The sequence below is a fragment of the Acinetobacter sp. ASP199 genome (assembly GCF_022700675.1).
Taxonomy (GTDB): Bacteria; Pseudomonadota; Gammaproteobacteria; order Pseudomonadales; family Moraxellaceae; genus Acinetobacter.
Genome location: NZ_CP062182.1, coordinates 2,652,105 through 2,668,824, shown reverse-complemented (window position 1 = coordinate 2,668,824; position 16,720 = coordinate 2,652,105). Strand labels below are relative to the sequence as shown.

The window sequence follows — 16,720 nt, the reverse complement described above, 5'->3', positions numbered from 1 at the left end:
TGAGTGAATATTTTAGTAAAGCAAACCCTTGCAGCAAGCATTTTATCTACTATGGCGATCGGAAGTGTTTTTGCTGCACCGGCTGAAGCACCACCTGCGTTTATCAAGAAAGTTGCAGATAACTTGGTGACTCGTCTGAAAGCAGACAAGAGCAAGTTGCAGAACAACCCGGCATTGGTGAAAACTATTATTCGTCAGAACCTTGATCCATATATCGATTCACAAGCATTTACCCGTATTGTGATGGGAACGTATGCGACCAATCAGTATAGCTCTGCTGCACAGCGTGCTCAGTTTGAACGTAATTTCCGTGAAACGCTGATTGAAAATTATGGTTCAGCATTTGCGAAGTATACCAACCAGTCTTATACCATGCGTCCGTACAAAGACACCGGTAGCAAAAATCCAGTTGTGACGATTGATTTCCATAACAATGGCGAAAAAATTCCGGTTTCTTTCCAGTTAGCGGATAAAGGTTCACAATGGAAAATCCGTAACATCAATGTGTCTGGTATTGACCTAGGTTTGCAGTTCCGTAACCAGTTTGCAGCAACTGTAAAACGTAATGGCGGTAACCTGGATAAAGCGATCGCGAACTTCAAGCCAGATGCAGAAGCAGCAGTTGAAAAGAAAAAATAAGATAGGTGAGCTGTGATCAAATTCAGTAATCAGGAACTGCACGTTTCAGGCAAAATCGACTATAGCAATGCGCAGCAATACTATGAACAGGGGCTGCGTGAAATTCAGTCACAGACTGGTTTTCCTATTGTGGTAAATCTGTCTGAGCTTGAAAGTGGTAGTACTTTGGCTTTGGCTATATTGGTCAGATGGTTACGTCAGACGCCACAAGCGAAAGGATTGCAGTTTAAGGCTGTTCCTGAAAAAGTGATGAAGATCATACAGTCCTGTCACTTAGAGAATGATTTACAGATCATTCACTAAACATAAAAAAGCACCGAAAGGTGCTTTTTTATTGTGATCAAATTTTAAGAAATAATGAAAATTAAATAGATCTAAGTTAAGTATAGATTGCAATTCCTCTCTCCCTGAGCAAGATTTTAAGCACTGCTTTAAATCGAAGCGCAAGAGAGTTGGAGAGAGGGTGAAGAAATTAGATCCATTTCTTCCATCTAAAGTAAATCAATGGTCCAATGAAGAATGCGACCAGAATTAGCCCGACAGTGATAAAGCTGGTGGTGCCATGTGCGAAAGGTAAGACTTCCGTGTTCATCCCATAGATACTCGCAATCAGCATGGGTGGCGCAAGCATACTTGGCAAGATCGAGAATCGACGGATCGTGTCATTCTGTTCGGTGTTAATGAATCCCGAGGTGGTGTCGAGCAGGAATCGAACCTTTTGGAACAGAAAGGCATCATGCTCAACTAAAGAGCGAACATCTTCACTGAGCTCTCGAATATCAGCATCATAGATATGACTACCGAGCGCACGTGGACGCGACAGGAAGGTCAGTACCCGGCGTAAATCGATCAGACAGAGCTGGGCTTTTCCGAGCATATCCTCGAGTTGTGCCAGACGGGTAATCATGTCATCCAGATCCAGCATCTGTTCACGATGGCGGTTATTCAGCACTTCGGTTGAGTATTTTTCCAGATCCTTGTGCACATCTTCCAGAATATCGGCAAGCTCATCCAGCTTGGCCTCAAGCAAGCCAAGTAAAATCCAGGTCGGGTCCTTATAATCAATCTCATAATCATTGCGACGCGCACGCGCACGAAAGGCACGGAACGCAACCAGCTTTTCCCCACGCAAGGTAAACAGTCGATCTTTATGCAGAATGAATGCGACAGTTTGAACCGTGGCTAAAATGCTGGACTGGTCTTCAGTATCTTCTTCGACCTGATAATTTTTATTTTTCGTTAAAAAATAGGTGCTGATATGCAAAATGCCGTCATCATCGCGGTAGAATCGGGCACTAGATGAAATGTCTTCTAATGATTTGAGGGTAGGGAGATTTTGCTCATAGGCGTCCATAATCCATTGCTGCTCTTCCTGTGAAGGTGCAATCAGATCGACCCAAACCAAATCTTGATGTAAATCAAAGTCGCCATTAATAGTGGCATCTTCTAGGCTACCGCGCTCTGTGGCATAAAAGGCTTCAAGCATGCTGTCTTTTCTCCCTTGCGCAGTATGTAAATTGGAATGGGTGTATTTTAGACAAGGAATTGAATAAAAACACTGATTGAACAGTTATTTTTTCAAAAAAAGCTTCGATCAGAGCTTCCTTGCGATACAGCCAGAACTAAATGGTGAAAAATGATGAATTCTATCGCAATTTTTTGTGGTTCCGCACTGGGAATTGCACCTGTTTATGCCGAGATTGCTGAAAAAGTCGGCCAGACGCTGGCGGCTAGACAGCAAACACTGGTCTATGGTGGTGGTCGTTCAGGCTTGATGGGGATTGTTGCGGACAGTGCTTTGGCTGCAGGCGGCCAAGTGATTGGAGTGATTCCAAAGCAGCTGGTAGACCGTGAGCTGGCTCATCCAGGCCTGACTGAACTGCATATCGTTGAAAATATGCATGAGCGTAAAACTAAAATGTCAGAACTGTCTGATGGTTTTATTGCGATACCGGGTGGCGTGGGAACACTAGAAGAAATCTTTGAGCAGTGGACCTGGGCACAGCTTGGTATTCATGAAAAGCCATGTGCATTTTTAAATGCAGAAAACTTCTACACGGGATTGATTCAATTTATTCAGCATACGACTGAGCAGGGCTTTACCAAGGCACGTTTTACCGAGAAGCTCATTGTCAGTGAGGAAATTGAAACAATCCTGGATGCTTTCGAGAGTTATCAACCACCCCAAGCGAAATGGGGGATGGTGGATCAGCAAGATCTGGTGAAATAAGTGCATTGATCATTTTTAAATTTGAGTTGTTATGAAAGTTATTACTGTTGCCGCCGGCATTGTACTGAATGAAGCACAGCAATTATTGGTGGTGCGCAAGAAAGGCACCAGCTGCTTTATGCAGGTGGGCGGCAAATTGGAACCCAATGAAGTACCTGAAGTGACTATAGTTCGTGAAATTCAGGAAGAGATCTGCTGTCAGGCTAAAGTACAGCAATTTGTTGGTCGTTTTGAAACCAAGACAGCGAATGAGCCAGACCACCAGCTGGTCAGTTATGTATATCTGGTCAAACTAGACCAAATGCCAAAAATTGAGGCAGAAATTGCTGAGATGAAATGGATTGATCTAAATGAACAGGATTTGCCGCTGGCACCACTAACTACAGAAGTTGTGATTCCATGGGTGAAATCCCATCTATTGGCTCAAGCCTGATTTAGAGTTTTGCACCTGCCACACAGGCTGCATAAATTTGCTGGCAGCCGATTTCTTCGAGCTTTTGATTAAGTGCGCGAATAGAACTGCCAGTCGTCACCACATCATCAATAATCAGCACTTTACGATAACGCAATTTTGATGATGTGCTGATCTGAAATTGAGCTTCAATATCTTCAATACGTTCCAGGCGGCTTAAGCCTTTTTGTGAATGCTGCTTGAGTCGACTCACCGGCTGCCATACTGGAACTTCAAGATGCTTTGCGACCTGTTTAGCCAGCAATAAGGACTGGTTATAGCCGCGTTGTACCAGTTTATCTGTCGAGATAGGCATTGGTACAACCGCGCTGACTTTAGGTAGTTTCAGGCTGAGAAGTGCGCCGGCTAACAAATTTTCCAGATAAAGTTTCTGTTCATACTTAAATAGCTGAATCAAGCGATCCATCGGGTAGTCATAATGGCAGGCAATCTGTACCTGCATTTCCTGGCGCTGAATGGTCTGATGTGCCCAAGGTAGCTGGTTCCAGCAATCCTGACATACTGAGTGAATTGCTTGATAATCGTTATGACAGAGCTGGCAGGGCTGTAACTTGCCCAACCAATGCTTAGCTTGCTGAATCAGCCTAGACATAGGCATAACGCGGTGCCTCAGGCAGCCAGCGTTTTAATAACGCATCGGCCTGTTTCGGATAATCCTTTAACATCTGCTGGGCCACATAATGCGCCTGATTCAGCAAATGATCATCCCGTTCCAGCTTGGCGACCCGGAAACCCATATCTCCAGTCTGTTTGGTTCCAAGCAGTTCACCTGGACCACGCAATTCCAAATCCTTTTCCGCGATAATAAAGCCGTCATTGGTTTCCCGCATGATACGCAAACGTTCCTGACCATTCTGAGAAAGAGGATGCTTATACAGGAGTACACAGAAACTGGCTTTGGCACCCCGACCAACACGGCCACGCAGCTGATGCAGTTGTGAGAGTCCGAGACGCTCGGCATTTTCAATCACCATCAGAGAAGCATTCGGTACATCGACACCCACCTCAATCACGGTCGTGGCAATCAATAGCTGCAGTTCATTATTTTTAAATTGTTGCATCACTGCCTGCTTTTCATCAGGCTTCATCTTGCCATGTACCAGACCGATATTGATTTCCGGAAAACGTTCTTTAATTTCAGCAAAAGTGGCTTCTGCTGCTTGGGCATCCAGTGTTTCTGACTGTTCGACCAGAGTGCAAACCCAATAGGCCTGCTTGCCTTCAGCACAGTTGCTGGCAATACGCTGCAAGACTTCTTCACGGCGGTCCAGTGGAATGGTTACGGTTTGGATCGGAGTACGACCGGGTGGCAGTTCATCAATAACTGAAGTGTCCAGATCGCCATACGCAGACATGGCGAGGGTACGTGGAATTGGTGTCGCCGTCATCACCAGCTGATGGGGTGACATGCCATCCAGTCCTTTATTGCGCAGCGCCAGACGCTGATCCACACCAAAGCGATGCTGCTCATCAATAATCACCAAACCGAGTTTGGCAAACTCGACATTTTCCTGAAACAGGGCATGCGTGCCGACCACCAGATTGGCACTGCCATCTTTAATGCTTTGCTCTGCCGCAGTACGAGCTTTGCCTTTTTGCTTACCTGACAGCCAGGAAACAGTCAGTCCCAGTGGCTCAAACCATTTTTTAAAATTTAAATAATGCTGTTCTGCCAGAATTTCGGTCGGTGCCATCAGGGCTACTTGCCAGCCTTCTTCCAGAGCATGGCAAGCCGCTACACCCGCGACCAGGGTTTTACCTGCACCTACATCACCCTGTACCAGTCGTAACATCGGTTTATTGCCTTTCATGTCATGGGCAACTTCCCTGGATACACGTTTTTGCGCCCCTGTCATTTCAAAAGGTAGACCCGCGAGCAACTGTTTGGCATAACGCTTACTGGGTGAAAATGCAGGTGCTTCAATCTGCTGAATAAAGGCACGACGGGTCAGTAAACTGATCTGATGTGCGACCAGTTCTTCAAAGATCAGACGCTGCTGGGCTGGATGGGAACCCTGTGCCAGCTGCAACATATTGGCATCTACTGGCGGATGATGAATATATTCTAGCGCCTGTTTCAGGTCATACCCATTGCTGAATTTAGCTGGTAACAGTTCCGGCAGATCATCACTGTGTAGGGCGAGCGCCTGCTTGATATATTCACGTAGCTTGGGTTGGGTCAGACCTTCAGTTGCCGGATAGATCGCCGTAAGCTGTGTCTGCGGGAGTGGGGTATGCTCAGTAATCACTTGCAGTTCGGGGTGATACATTTCCAGACCCCGGGCACCAACACGCACTTCACCAAAGACTCTTAATCTTGCCCCGACTTTACAGCGGTCAGTAATGCCTTTATAGATATGATAAAAACGTAGGGTAACTTTGCCGCAATCATCATCCAGCAGTACGGCCATGGACTTGCGTTTACCCGGTGGAAAATCTACTCCTTTAACGATGCCTTCCAGTAAATAGCTGCGTCCCACAGTCAATTGATTCATGGGGATGATCGTGCTACGGTCTTCGTAGTCACGTGGCAGATGAAAGAGCAAATCATCAGTTGTGAACAGATTTAATTTTTCAAGTAATGCGGCGGCGGCATTGCCGACACCTTGTAACTGATGGACTGCAGCCATGTCCCCTCAACCAGGTTTTGTGATTCGGTGCTGAATGCATATTTTATTTATCGGTTATGGTAAAACATCCGCACGCATAGCTAAACAATTATTTGAGCAAGGTCATCAAATTAGCACAATCAGTCATAGTGCGAAAACAGATTCCTGCGCCACTCATCATGTTCAGGATGTGCATCAGCTTGATCTAGGCAGCTTTGCACCAATTGACTGGGTCTACGTCTTGCTCAGCCCAGATCAGAGCACTATTGATGCTTATCAGCAGACTTATCTGGATTCAGTTGCTCCAATTGTTACTGCGCTAAAATCCCATCCGATACAGCGTCTGGTTGTCGTATCTTCTACCCGGGTCTATGGAGAAAATGCTGGAGAGCGGGTCGATGATGACAGTGCAATTTATCCCAATGATCCGCAAGGCAAAGTCCTGCATCACATGGAGCAGGCATATTTAGCTGCTTATCCAGAGCATTGTACGATCGTTCGTCCAAGTGGAATTTACGGGACCTCGGTTGTACGTCTAGAAAAAATGGCACGATCTATGGCCAGCTATCCAAATCTGCATTGGTCGAACCGGATTCATATTGAAGACTTGTCACGTTTTATGGCTGAGATGATTCACGTGGAACATCTTGAATCTTCATATATTTTGACCAATAACCAGCCGCAGCTGTTGCATGAGGTTTTGCAATGGTTCCAGCAGCAGATGAGATTGCCTTTATTGAAGGTGGAAAGTGCGCAGGTGACGGGGAAAAAGCTCTATGCGACACGTATGGAAAAGATGGGATTTAAATTAGAACATGAGGATTTTTTTAGGGATTATCTGGAGTTGATGCAGAAAAATAATCCCTCCTAACCTCCCTTTTTTAAGGGAGGAATTCCCCTCCTTTGGAAAAAGGAGGGGAGAGGGATGGATTATAAAAAGACCTTTCTCCTTGCGAAGCAGTACTCCTCATCCCAGAGGGAGAAGAAGCTTAAAGAATTTTACTTCTTCTTGCGCTTTGCACGCTTCTTGGCTTGTTCAGCTGCCAATGCATCTAAAGCTTCTTTCAATTCTTCATCAGTAAAGGCTGTCAGGTTATGCAGCATTTGTAGCTTCACTTCATCCAATACTAGATCAGCGTACTGAGCGATATTCTTGAAGCTCTCATCAAAGACAATCGCATTGTTTTCATTGGTACTGATATAACCTTTTCGGGTCAGCGTTTTGATAAAGCTCTGGAATAGGGCCTTATCAAAGAATTCTGGTGAATTGAATTCATACAGTACAGACAGACGCTGACCAACCAGATGACTTAATTCTTCAACCTGACGGGTGGAGATATTGCCTGAACCACGTTGAGTGATTAGTGCCAGTGTCATGTAATAACGCTCGATACTTTGCATCACAGGCGCAGCTAAAACTTCTAGCTGATGATGCGCTTCGCTGTTTGGTGTAGGCGCAACCAGATTTTTACCATCCTGTGCGATCAGCTTCGCTGAAATCAGGGCATCAATATAAGCGTTTACTGGTGCTTTAATTTCATCTTCATGCCATTTCAGGAACAGTTCAGCTTTCAGGAATGGATAGAGCGTACTGCTGATATTCACCAGATCATCACGGCGAATAATGCCATTATGATTGACCAGTGCAGCGACCAGTGACGGTAATACAAAGGCATGCAGAATATTGTTGCGGAAGTAGGTCAGTAAGATCGCCTGATTATCTTCGATGGCGATAATATTGCCCAGCACATGATTGACGCGTTTGATCAGTTTCAATTTCATTGCATAGGCAATAATTTCTTTGCCTGACAACGGCGTTACTTGCATGCGTTCATCATATGGCAAAGACATCAGCAGATTACGATAAGTATCTAATTGTTTGATACAAATCGCCTCATCCAGTGTGTGTTTTGGTGTTGCTAATAGAATGAGTGACAGCAGGGATACCGGGTTAATTACGGCTGCACGGTTAATATTTTCCAGAATCGCCTGTGCAGAGCTATTCACTGCTTCAGATACTGCTGGCGGGATCGGATCATCATTCTTTTCAATTTTGATCTGATCTGCACCATGCTGTTTCAGCATGTCATCGAGAAAGACGGGTTCACCAAAATTCAGATGTACCTTACCGAAAATACGTTCAATCTTGCGCAAGGTTTTTAGAATGCCAAAAATTGATTCGGCTTCTTTTTCCTTACCATTCATTTCACCCACATAAGTTGCACCTTCCATCAGGCGTTCATAGCCGATATAGGTGGGCACAAAGACGATAGGCTTCGCTTTGCCACGTAGGTGGCCATGTACGGTCATGGCCAGCATGCCGGTTTTCGGTGGTAACAGACGACCGGTACGTGAACGGCCACCTTCAATAAAGTATTCCAGTGGTGTATTACGTGACAGAACGCTATACAGATATTCTTTGAAAACTGTGGTATAGAGTGCATTACCGCGGAACGTACGGCGGATAAAGAAGGCACCCCCACCACGCAGGATCTGGCCGACAAATGGCATGTTCAGGTTATCACCAGCTGCGATGTACGGCACCATCAGACCACGACGATAAATCACATAAGACAATAACAGGTAGTCGATATGACTGCGGTGACATGGCGCATAGACAATTTCATAGTCTTTTGCCAGTTCACGCACGGTACTGAAGTTATGTACATCAATGCCATCGTAGAGCTGAGTCCAGAGGCGGGTCAGAGCTTTATCGGCAAAACGTACGGTTGAATTGGAATAATCTGATACGATTTCATTTAAATAACCAATCGCACGGCGTTCAGCTTCATCCACACTAATCTTGCTGCGGATACTTTCATTGCGTATAGCAGCCTGTACATCTGGAGATTTAATCAGACCCTGCATCACATTACGGCGATCTGAAAGGTCAGGTCCCAGAACGACTTCGCGCTGGGCATCCAGATAGTCATTCAAGGTACTGACAATATACGTTGCTGGAGACAGATTTGGATGTGTCACTTTGGCATGATCAATGAGTGCACGCAGTGACTGTGCTTCATGAAACTCCAGATAAGACTGACGACCATGCAGACCAATATTCACCAGCTGTTTCATCTTGCTTGGTGTTGACCAGGTATCGGTAAATAGCAGCTTGAACCAGGAATCTTCTTTCTCTGGCTCACGACCCCAGAGCACGGTCACCGGAATCAGTTCCACATCCAGTTCTGGATTCTGTTCCAGTACTTCAATCAGACGCAGCAGACGTGGTGGAAAAGCATGCGGCGGCGAACTTAGCAGATTACTTTCATCATGATATTGCAGGAACAATACCGATGCTTTTTCTTGGCTTGTGCCCAGATCCATTGGATCGAGTGCGGCAGGTAATTTGAGACGACGGGTTTCACCATCTACTACCAGCGCGTTACTGCGAGAATGGTTTTGCAGAACATAGCAGACAATCTTTTTCTGATCTTGCTGGTCAGCCGCTGGAGCAGGGACTTCCGTTGGTACTTCCCCAAGTACATGCGGGGTAACCACAAGTTCAAGCATCTTACTTGAAAGCTTGCGATACATTTGACCAAAGCCACTTTTGGACATACCTACTCCTAATTTTGCTGACCAGAACCACAGGATTTCTGAGGGGGATCTATTTTGATAGATTGTATTTGAAAACAATATGTCATTTTCTAACAAATTCTACAAAAGTTCTTTGATTTTAACGAGAAAAAACGATTTTTTTAGCGAAACGTACACAAAGGGAATGACAGGTCAGTCAGTCAATCTCTAGGGGTTTATTGAGAATTTGTGGCAGAATATTACCAGAAATGAAGCACATTGTTATTTTTCCAATTTTGGATATCCCGAACATCGTATAGGTTGCCTATGAATGTCTTAACACAAGAACTGGTTGAATTGCTTAGCCTGGAAAAGCTGGAAGAGAATATTTTCCGCGGAATTAGCCGTAATCTGGTAGGCAAGCGCGTATTCGGTGGGCAGGTGTTAGGGCAGGCTTTGCGTGCTGCATCATATACCACTGATCGTCCAGCACATTCCTTGCACGCCTATTTCCTGTTTGGCGGAGATGTCAATGCGCCGATTATCTATGAAGTAGATCGTATCCGTGATGGCAAGAGTTTTGCCAGTCGTCAGGTGCGTGCGATTCAGCATGGCCGTACTATCTTTATGTGTATGGTGTCTTTTGCCCAACCGGAAGAAGGTTTGAACTATCAGATTTCTGAACCAGAATATCCGCCAGTCGACAGCCTGAAAAATGAGGCGGAACTGAAGCATCAGATCGTTGAATTTGTACCGGAAAATGTCCGTGCTTCATTTATGCGTGATCGCCATGTAGAAATTCGTCCTGTGATGCCGGTGAATCCATTCCAGCCGCAGCCGGAAGCACCGAATTATGCGCACTATATCCGTACCCATGGCCAGATTGCACCAGAAGTTGATGAAGTTTCGCTGCATCAGGCGATTGCTGCTTTCTATTCAGACTTTACCTTGATGACGACTGCATTGCGTCCACATGGTCTGAGCTATATTTCACCAAACCTGCAATGTGCCAGCATCGACCATGCCATGTATTTCCATAAGCCATTCCGTGCTGATGAATGGATGCTTTACGATATGGATGCGACGGTGAGTGCCAGCTCACGTGGTTTGAACTTCGGTCGTATGTGGCAGAATGGAGAACTGGTCTGTAGCACTACTCAGGAAGGTCTGATCCGTCTGCGTGAAATCGAAACCCAGTAAGATTAAAAATAAAAAAGCCGGACTGAAGTTCCGGCTTTTTTTATGGATATCATTTGTATTTAGTGGCAATGTGGTACGTCATTAGCAGAATGCTTATGACAACCTTGCTGTTCTTTATTGCCCGAAGAATGTGCAAAAACCTGCCCGATGCTGCAAATGAGTGCAACAGTAATGATGATTTTTTTCATGAACGTTTATTTCCTTTCCATTAAACCAGTTTATTGCACTGATTAAGCACATCGCGTGCCAAAATTTGGTACATCAGCCTATGTATTAGATGAATAATAAAAGATATTTTGCTGCCAGGCATTTATAAAATTTTACTCGATTATCCGAAACTTGCATGGCATAGTGCCGGATAAGTTCAATATTAAAATGTCCATGAAGATGAGCTTAAATACGCAGATTCTAGTTGCCGCGGTATTGGGTGTCCTGTTTGGTTTTTTATTAAATCTTTTTCCGCAAACTACGTTTGAAGAGGTCAGCCTGTATGGCTTAGGCATCATGAGCAGCATCTTCATTGGTCTGCTGAAGATGCTGTTGATTCCGCTGATCTTTAGCTCGATTGTGGTTGGCGTATCGAATCTGCAGGCTGGTGGTCAGCTGAGTCGAACCTGGAAAATTACCTTGGCATGTTGTGTTACCACGACCACCCTGGCTTTAATCTTGGGGTTGGCCTGTGCCCATCTGTTTGATGTGGGCAAGGGTGTCGATGTATTGATGTTCCAGGATGCCATGGCTCAGCATCAAACTCCGGATACCTTAACGCCGTCTTCATTCTTTACCAACTTTATTCAGAATACCTTGATCAACCCGTTTAAGGCCTTTGCTGATGGGAATGTGCTGGCAGTTGTAGTCTTTGCACTCTTTGTTGGTGTGGCACTGGTTGCAGGGGGAGATAAATTCCGGACGGTGCGCAAACTTAGTATGCAGTTTTTTGACATCATGATGCTGATGATTGGCTGGGTCATGAAACTGGCACCATTCGGGATTTTTGCGCTACTGGCCAAACTGATCGCCACTGAAGATATTTCGGTGCTGAGCCGTCTGGCAGAGTTTGCGGCTGTCGTCACGGGAACCACCATTTTTCACGGTCTCGTAGTGCTGCCATTATTGTTGTGGATTTTCGGGAAAATGGACCCGATTACCTTTTTCAAAGGCACACGCGCAGCACTGATTACCGCTTTCGCCACCAGTTCCAGTTCTGCCACCATGCCCTTATCCATGAAGTGTGCTCAGGAAAATCTGGGGGTGCGTCCGCATACGGCAGGCTTTGTCATTCCGCTTGGGACCCAGCTGAACATGGATGGTACGGCCCTGTATGAAGCTGCTGCGGCTCTGTTTATTGCCAACCTGATGGGGCTTGATCTAACTTTGGGGCAACAATTGGTGGTATGTGCTACAGCGATGATTGCATCTTTAGGTGCACCGGGTATTCCAAGTGCCGGGATGGTAACCATGATCATGGTGCTGCAATCGGTTGGCTTGCCGGCAGAAGCGATCGCGATTTTATTACCGATTGACCGACTGCTCGATACGGTAAGAACAGTGGTGAATGTGCAGGGCGATATGATGATTAGTGTGGTGGTCGATCGACATACGCGTGAACCGCAGCTGGATTAGTCCATCTCCAGATCAGGATTAAAGACCACTTCCCACAGATGGCCATCCGGATCCTGAAAATAGCCTGCATAGCCGCCATAAAATGTGGCCTGTGCAGGTTTCACAATCTTGGCTCCCGCTTTTTCAGCCTGGGTCATGACCTGATCGACATCTAATGGGCTATAAACATTATGTCCCAAGGTCATTTGGGTTGGACACATTGGGCTCAGTTCAAGTCCGGTATCATGCTGGATGCTGCTTTGCGGCCATAACGCCAGTTTTAAGCCGGTTTGTAGTTCAATGAATGCGACTGCGCCGTATTCAAATTCTTTGCCGACAATGCCCTTACTGGGAAAGCCTAGCCCATCACGATAAAAGCGTAGTGCAGCCTCGAGGTCGTGAACACCGAGCGTAATCACTGAAATCCGTGCTTGCATCTGCTGATCCTTATGCTGATTGTCAGATCTTTATATCTTAGGTCAAATAAAAAGCAGGGAAATGATCCCTGCTGTTAGAAATTGTAATAAGAGGAGAGCGCTTAGGCGACTTTTAAGCCTGCCCGTTTGGCTGCAGGGGAATGCTCGAGATAATGCAGAGCATCATGAGTGCTGCCTTCATGCACCGGGTCATACCATGGCATCAGATAGCCGAGCTGCTGGGAAACCAGCCATAGCGGATTTGGTAACAAACGATTGTCCTGCTGTGAAATACGCAACCATTCTTTCCAGATCCAGGGTTTATAGACCGCAGGTTTAAGCTGCTTAAAGCGAGGGTCTTGTGCCAACAAGCGTGCTGCACCGTCAACCCAGAGACCGATTACCCCAATAATCACCACCACGCTGAGATAGTAGCGGGCAATATAACCGCCACCGAGATGACGATATAAGTCAAATGCCACACTGCGATGCTCGATTTCTTCTGCGCCATGCCATTTCACCAGATCTAGCATATTTGCATCAGCGCCAAGCCGTTCCCATTCGGTGTTATAGAGCGCATATTTTCCAAGCACACAGGTCATATGCTCTACAGTCGCGACGATACCAAGCCGGAACAGATCCCATTGATGTTCTGCGATTTTAGGAATTTTTAGACCAAGCGGCTGATCAGCCAGCAATTGATTGAAAAGGAAATTCATAATGTCCAAATTGTGCTGAATATCGATATTACGTTCGGATAAATACTCTTTATTGGCCGAGTTATGCGCCTGAGCATGCATGGCTTCCTGGCGGATAAAGGCCTGCACATCATGCTTTAACTTTTCGTCAGTGATCTGAGAGAGAACCTTGTTATACAGGCGGCAGAACCACAATTCACCAGCTGGCAGAATATTATTAATTTCATTGACAAAGTAACTGGCAAAAGGCTGATTTGGAATCCAGTCAATCGGGGTATCCTGCCACTCAAACTTTACTTTGCGTGGTTTGATGAAATAGGAAATTGAAGAGCCAATTTTTGTTGTTTTGAATCGCGAGAGTAAAGACATGAGCTGTATCCATCACTGCTTGATTAATACAGTATGAAAAAAATATCCCGAATCGCTGCAGGCAATACGGGACATTATTTTGTCACTTGGATCACATCGGACTTATTTTGGTTGTTCTTGTTCGACAATTTCTGTTTGATCAGCTTCAACCGGTGCATCCAGGTCATTTAATTCACTGGTAGTGACTGCATGAGCTGGGTCGAAATCAATTTCATCTTCTAGCTCAACAGATTCAATCGGTTCATCAGCTTCGTTTAAATCATGGATTGAAGCTTCCGGAATGGCATCCAGATCAAATTCACCTGACTGATCCAGGGTAAAGTTGAGACGACCCGCCATAACACTTGCCAATTCTTCCAAACCTTCTTTATTTAAAGAGGAGAATAGTTGAATCGAGAAGTTTAGCTTCATTTTATTTAATGTTGCTTTAACTTCCTGTAGTGCTTTAGAAGCAGGACCACGATTCAGCTTGTCTGATTTGGTCAGCAGTACATGTACAAACAGATGGCGCGAATAAGCCCATTCCAGCATCATCACATCGAAATGTTGCAGTGGATGACGGATATCCATCAACAGTACCAGACCTTGCAAACTCTTACGGTGAATCAGGTAATTTTCCAGTTCTTTCTGCCAGACGATTTTCATCGCTTCTGGTACAGCTGCATAGCCATAACCCGGTAAGTCGACCAGACGCTGGTCCGGATTGCCGAGGCTAAAGAAGTTAATCATCTGGGTACGGCCCGGTCTTTTTGATGCACGTGCCAATTGTTTCTGATTGGTCAGTGCATTGATGGCACTGGATTTACCCGCATTGGAACGACCGGCGAATGCCACTTCATACCCCGTATCTTCAACACAAAGATTAAGTTTCGGAGCACTCATTAAAAATTCAGCTTTGCGCAGCCAATTCAGGGCTTTCACCGAATATTCAGTAATGGCGGGATCCATTTTCTTGGCATAGCTAATCTTTTGCTTAGGTGCAGCAGATGCCTTACTGTTTTTCGATTTTCCTCGGCTGTGGTGCATAGCTCAACTTCAATTACATAATCTACAAAGGGCTATTATAAAGGAAGTCGCTCAGGCAAGCGAACTTTAGAATTGTTTGGCAGGCAATAGGCTGGGATTTAGGTCAGATTAATCAGGCTGATTGGAGATTGTGTGCTGAAATGACTCTTTAGTGGTTTCACTACTTCGCTTAAGGGGTATTGATTTAAGCTGCCATAAAACTGCTCTACGGCATCATCTAAAATATCTTTCAGGCCACAATTGCTGCGTAGTACGCAGGGTGGAGTATTACATTCTACCACTTGGTTGTCTTGTTGCAGAATGCGTACAATTTGACCGAGGGGAAGTTTTAAGGTGAGTGGATTCATGCGAATGCCGCCACCTCGCCCGCGGGTAGTGATGAGCCAGTCCTGCTTTGCCATAAAATGTACAATTTTCATGGCATGATTCTCTGACACCTGCAGCTCATTCGCCAGTTCCGCAATGGTATACGGCACTTCTTTCGGCTGTGCGATGTACATCAGAATCCGTAAGGCATAATCGGTAAATTTATTTAACTGCATTATAAAACTAGAGTTTTCATACAAAGCAGGGCTAGTCTAACACAGCCAGACTAGCCCTTGCTTGATTTCAGTTTAAGCTGACTGCTTAGTGGCGAACACCACCAGTACCGAAGGCTTCACTGTGAATATTCTCAGCAGGAATGCCTCGTGCAACCAGCGCTTTGTGTTGTTCTGCCATAAATGGCATTGGGCCACATAGATAGTAATCAGCATTTTCTGGTAGTAAAGCACGATCAACTGTACTTAGATCCAGACGACCTGCCACATCATAGTCTTCACCGAGTTTGTCAGCTTGGTGCGGAAATTCGTAAGCAGTAAACGTGCTTAAACGTGGGTATTTGGCTTTCAAGTCATGAATATGCTGTTTCATGGCATGAACCTGTTTACTACGGCAGGCATGAATGAAAGTCACCGGCTGTGGCATATCCAGCGTTACCAACTGATTTAGCATGGCTACCATTGGGGTTAAGCCGACACCACCACTGATGAACACGTTACGTTTGTTTGGATCAATCAGATAGAAGTTACCTGTTGGGGCAGATACTTCAATTTCTGAGCCTTCTGCCAGGCTATGTAAAGTATTAGATACCCAGCCTGGAACCAGATCGCCTTTTTGATCTTCACGTTTTACTGAAATACGCAGGTATTCATCTTGAGGGCAAGTTGAAAGCGTATATTGGCGAGGCTGTCTCAAATTCAATTCAGGCACAAACACACGTACAGAGATGTACTGACCCGCTTCATACTTCGGTAATGCACCGCCGTCGACGGGCGCCAGGTAGAACGAAGTGATCTCTGCGCTTTCTACCACTTTTTTAGCAATCTTGAAATTGCGCCAGCCTAACCAGCTTCCTTTGGTCTGTTCATGTTGATCATAAATCGTTTTTTCAGTCGCAATGAACAGGTCTGCTAATTGACCATATGCAGCAGCCCAGGCACCAATCAGTGGATCATCCATAGAAATATTGAGCACTTCACTGATCGAATGAAGCAGGTTTTCCCCAACAATACCGTAATCCGGTGCTTTAATATTTAAGCTGACATGTTTATGCGCAATGAGTTCAACCACAGGTAACAGCACAGAAGGATCTTCAATATTTTCAGCATATGCTAGAACCGCACCTGCTAAGGCTTGCGCCTGAGCACCACTACGCTGGTGACCCATGTTGAAAGTTTCTTTTAGATCAGGGTTATTGCCTAACATACGATTGTAAAAATAACCAGTTAAGGCAACACCATTTTCACGCAGGACAGGTACTGTAGCTTTTACTAGGTCAATTTGCTGTGGAGTCATAGCAGATCTCTCATGGCTGTTATTTATAAGATGTATTTAAAATACATCTTTAAAGATGTATTTACAATGCATCTTTTAATAAAAACCATAAATAAATTATGGGA

At 45.3% G+C, this 16,720-nt stretch carries 17 protein-coding genes; 7 read left to right on the top strand and 10 right to left on the bottom strand.

Annotated features, from left to right (window positions below; all coding sequences use genetic code 11):
• Nucleotides 1–3 precede the first annotated feature (3 nt).
• Both IHE35_RS12810 and IHE35_RS12805 read left to right on the top strand, forming a co-directional pair.
• On the top strand, nucleotides 4–639 hold the full coding sequence (locus IHE35_RS12810; protein ID WP_242787928.1) for an ABC transporter substrate-binding protein: 636 nt from the start codon (nucleotides 4–6) through the stop codon (nucleotides 637–639).
• Nucleotides 640–651: 12 nt separating this feature from the next.
• Nucleotides 652–942 carry an STAS domain-containing protein gene (locus IHE35_RS12805; protein WP_242787926.1) on the top strand — a complete coding sequence of 97 codons (291 nt, stop codon included), beginning with the start codon at nucleotides 652–654 and terminating at the stop codon, nucleotides 940–942.
• A 169-nt stretch (nucleotides 943–1,111) separates the two neighbouring features.
• Here IHE35_RS12805 and IHE35_RS12800 read toward each other — a convergent pair whose 3' ends face one another.
• Nucleotides 1,112–2,125 (bottom strand): CorA family divalent cation transporter, encoded by a 1,014-nt coding sequence (locus IHE35_RS12800; protein WP_242787924.1) that lies wholly within the window; start codon nucleotides 2,123–2,125, stop codon nucleotides 1,112–1,114.
• Nucleotides 2,126–2,278: 153 nt separating this feature from the next.
• Between IHE35_RS12800 and IHE35_RS12795 the strand changes: the two genes are divergently transcribed.
• Together IHE35_RS12795 and IHE35_RS12790 are read left to right on the top strand one after the other, a co-directional pair.
• Nucleotides 2,279–2,869, top strand: a complete 591-nt coding sequence (locus IHE35_RS12795; RefSeq protein WP_242790015.1) for a TIGR00730 family Rossman fold protein — start codon at nucleotides 2,279–2,281, stop codon at nucleotides 2,867–2,869.
• A 31-nt stretch (nucleotides 2,870–2,900) separates the two neighbouring features.
• On the top strand, nucleotides 2,901–3,302 hold the full coding sequence (locus tag IHE35_RS12790) for an NUDIX domain-containing protein (RefSeq protein WP_242787922.1): 402 nt from the start codon (nucleotides 2,901–2,903) through the stop codon (nucleotides 3,300–3,302).
• Between the two features lies 1 nt (nucleotide 3,303).
• Here IHE35_RS12790 and IHE35_RS12785 read toward each other — a convergent pair whose 3' ends face one another.
• The gene (locus IHE35_RS12785) at nucleotides 3,304–3,939 is read right to left on the bottom strand and encodes a phosphoribosyltransferase family protein (protein ID WP_242787920.1); all 636 of its coding nucleotides are present in this window, start codon (nucleotides 3,937–3,939) and stop codon (nucleotides 3,304–3,306) included.
• Entirely contained in the window at nucleotides 3,926–5,971 is a 2,046-nt protein-coding gene (gene recG / locus IHE35_RS12780; protein ID WP_242787919.1) for an ATP-dependent DNA helicase RecG, read from the bottom strand. The genes IHE35_RS12785 and recG overlap by 14 nt, the downstream gene beginning before the upstream one ends.
• 34 nt (nucleotides 5,972–6,005) lie before the next feature.
• On the opposite strand from recG, the gene IHE35_RS12775 reads away from it, so the two are divergent.
• On the top strand, nucleotides 6,006–6,821 hold the full coding sequence (locus IHE35_RS12775) for an NAD-dependent epimerase/dehydratase family protein (protein WP_242787918.1): 816 nt from the start codon (nucleotides 6,006–6,008) through the stop codon (nucleotides 6,819–6,821).
• A gap of 128 nt (nucleotides 6,822–6,949) precedes the next feature.
• Here the strand turns inward: IHE35_RS12775 and plsB are convergent, their stop codons facing one another.
• The gene (plsB, locus tag IHE35_RS12770; protein ID WP_242787917.1) at nucleotides 6,950–9,511 is read right to left on the bottom strand and encodes a glycerol-3-phosphate 1-O-acyltransferase PlsB; all 2,562 of its coding nucleotides are present in this window, start codon (nucleotides 9,509–9,511) and stop codon (nucleotides 6,950–6,952) included.
• Between the two features lie 285 nt (nucleotides 9,512–9,796).
• On the opposite strand from plsB, the gene IHE35_RS12765 reads away from it, so the two are divergent.
• Nucleotides 9,797–10,669 (top strand): acyl-CoA thioesterase II, encoded by an 873-nt coding sequence (locus tag IHE35_RS12765; RefSeq protein WP_242787916.1) that lies wholly within the window; start codon nucleotides 9,797–9,799, stop codon nucleotides 10,667–10,669.
• Nucleotides 10,670–10,728: 59 nt separating this feature from the next.
• Here IHE35_RS12765 and IHE35_RS14680 read toward each other — a convergent pair whose 3' ends face one another.
• The gene (locus IHE35_RS14680; RefSeq protein ID WP_275975167.1) at nucleotides 10,729–10,857 is read right to left on the bottom strand and encodes a hypothetical protein; all 129 of its coding nucleotides are present in this window, start codon (nucleotides 10,855–10,857) and stop codon (nucleotides 10,729–10,731) included.
• A 199-nt stretch (nucleotides 10,858–11,056) separates the two neighbouring features.
• On the opposite strand from IHE35_RS14680, the gene IHE35_RS12760 reads away from it, so the two are divergent.
• The gene (locus tag IHE35_RS12760) at nucleotides 11,057–12,292 is read left to right on the top strand and encodes a dicarboxylate/amino acid:cation symporter (RefSeq protein ID WP_242787915.1); all 1,236 of its coding nucleotides are present in this window, start codon (nucleotides 11,057–11,059) and stop codon (nucleotides 12,290–12,292) included.
• Here IHE35_RS12760 and IHE35_RS12755 read toward each other — a convergent pair.
• From IHE35_RS12755 to hmpA, 5 genes are all read right to left on the bottom strand, one after another.
• On the bottom strand, nucleotides 12,289–12,708 hold the full coding sequence (locus tag IHE35_RS12755; RefSeq protein ID WP_242787914.1) for a VOC family protein: 420 nt from the start codon (nucleotides 12,706–12,708) through the stop codon (nucleotides 12,289–12,291). The two genes, IHE35_RS12760 and IHE35_RS12755, sit on opposite strands and share 4 nt — an antisense overlap.
• Before the next feature lie 101 nt (nucleotides 12,709–12,809).
• On the bottom strand, nucleotides 12,810–13,754 hold the full coding sequence (locus IHE35_RS12750) for a metal-dependent hydrolase (RefSeq protein WP_242787913.1): 945 nt from the start codon (nucleotides 13,752–13,754) through the stop codon (nucleotides 12,810–12,812).
• A 102-nt stretch (nucleotides 13,755–13,856) separates the two neighbouring features.
• Nucleotides 13,857–14,780 carry a ribosome biogenesis GTP-binding protein YihA/YsxC gene (gene yihA / locus IHE35_RS12745; protein WP_242787912.1) on the bottom strand — a complete coding sequence of 308 codons (924 nt, stop codon included), beginning with the start codon at nucleotides 14,778–14,780 and terminating at the stop codon, nucleotides 13,857–13,859.
• Between the two features lie 98 nt (nucleotides 14,781–14,878).
• Nucleotides 14,879–15,322, bottom strand: a complete 444-nt coding sequence (locus IHE35_RS12740) for an Rrf2 family transcriptional regulator (RefSeq protein WP_242787911.1) — start codon at nucleotides 15,320–15,322, stop codon at nucleotides 14,879–14,881.
• Nucleotides 15,323–15,407: 85 nt separating this feature from the next.
• Nucleotides 15,408–16,616 (bottom strand): NO-inducible flavohemoprotein, encoded by a 1,209-nt coding sequence (gene hmpA, locus IHE35_RS12735; RefSeq protein ID WP_242787910.1) that lies wholly within the window; start codon nucleotides 16,614–16,616, stop codon nucleotides 15,408–15,410.
• Nucleotides 16,617–16,720 lie beyond the last annotated feature (104 nt).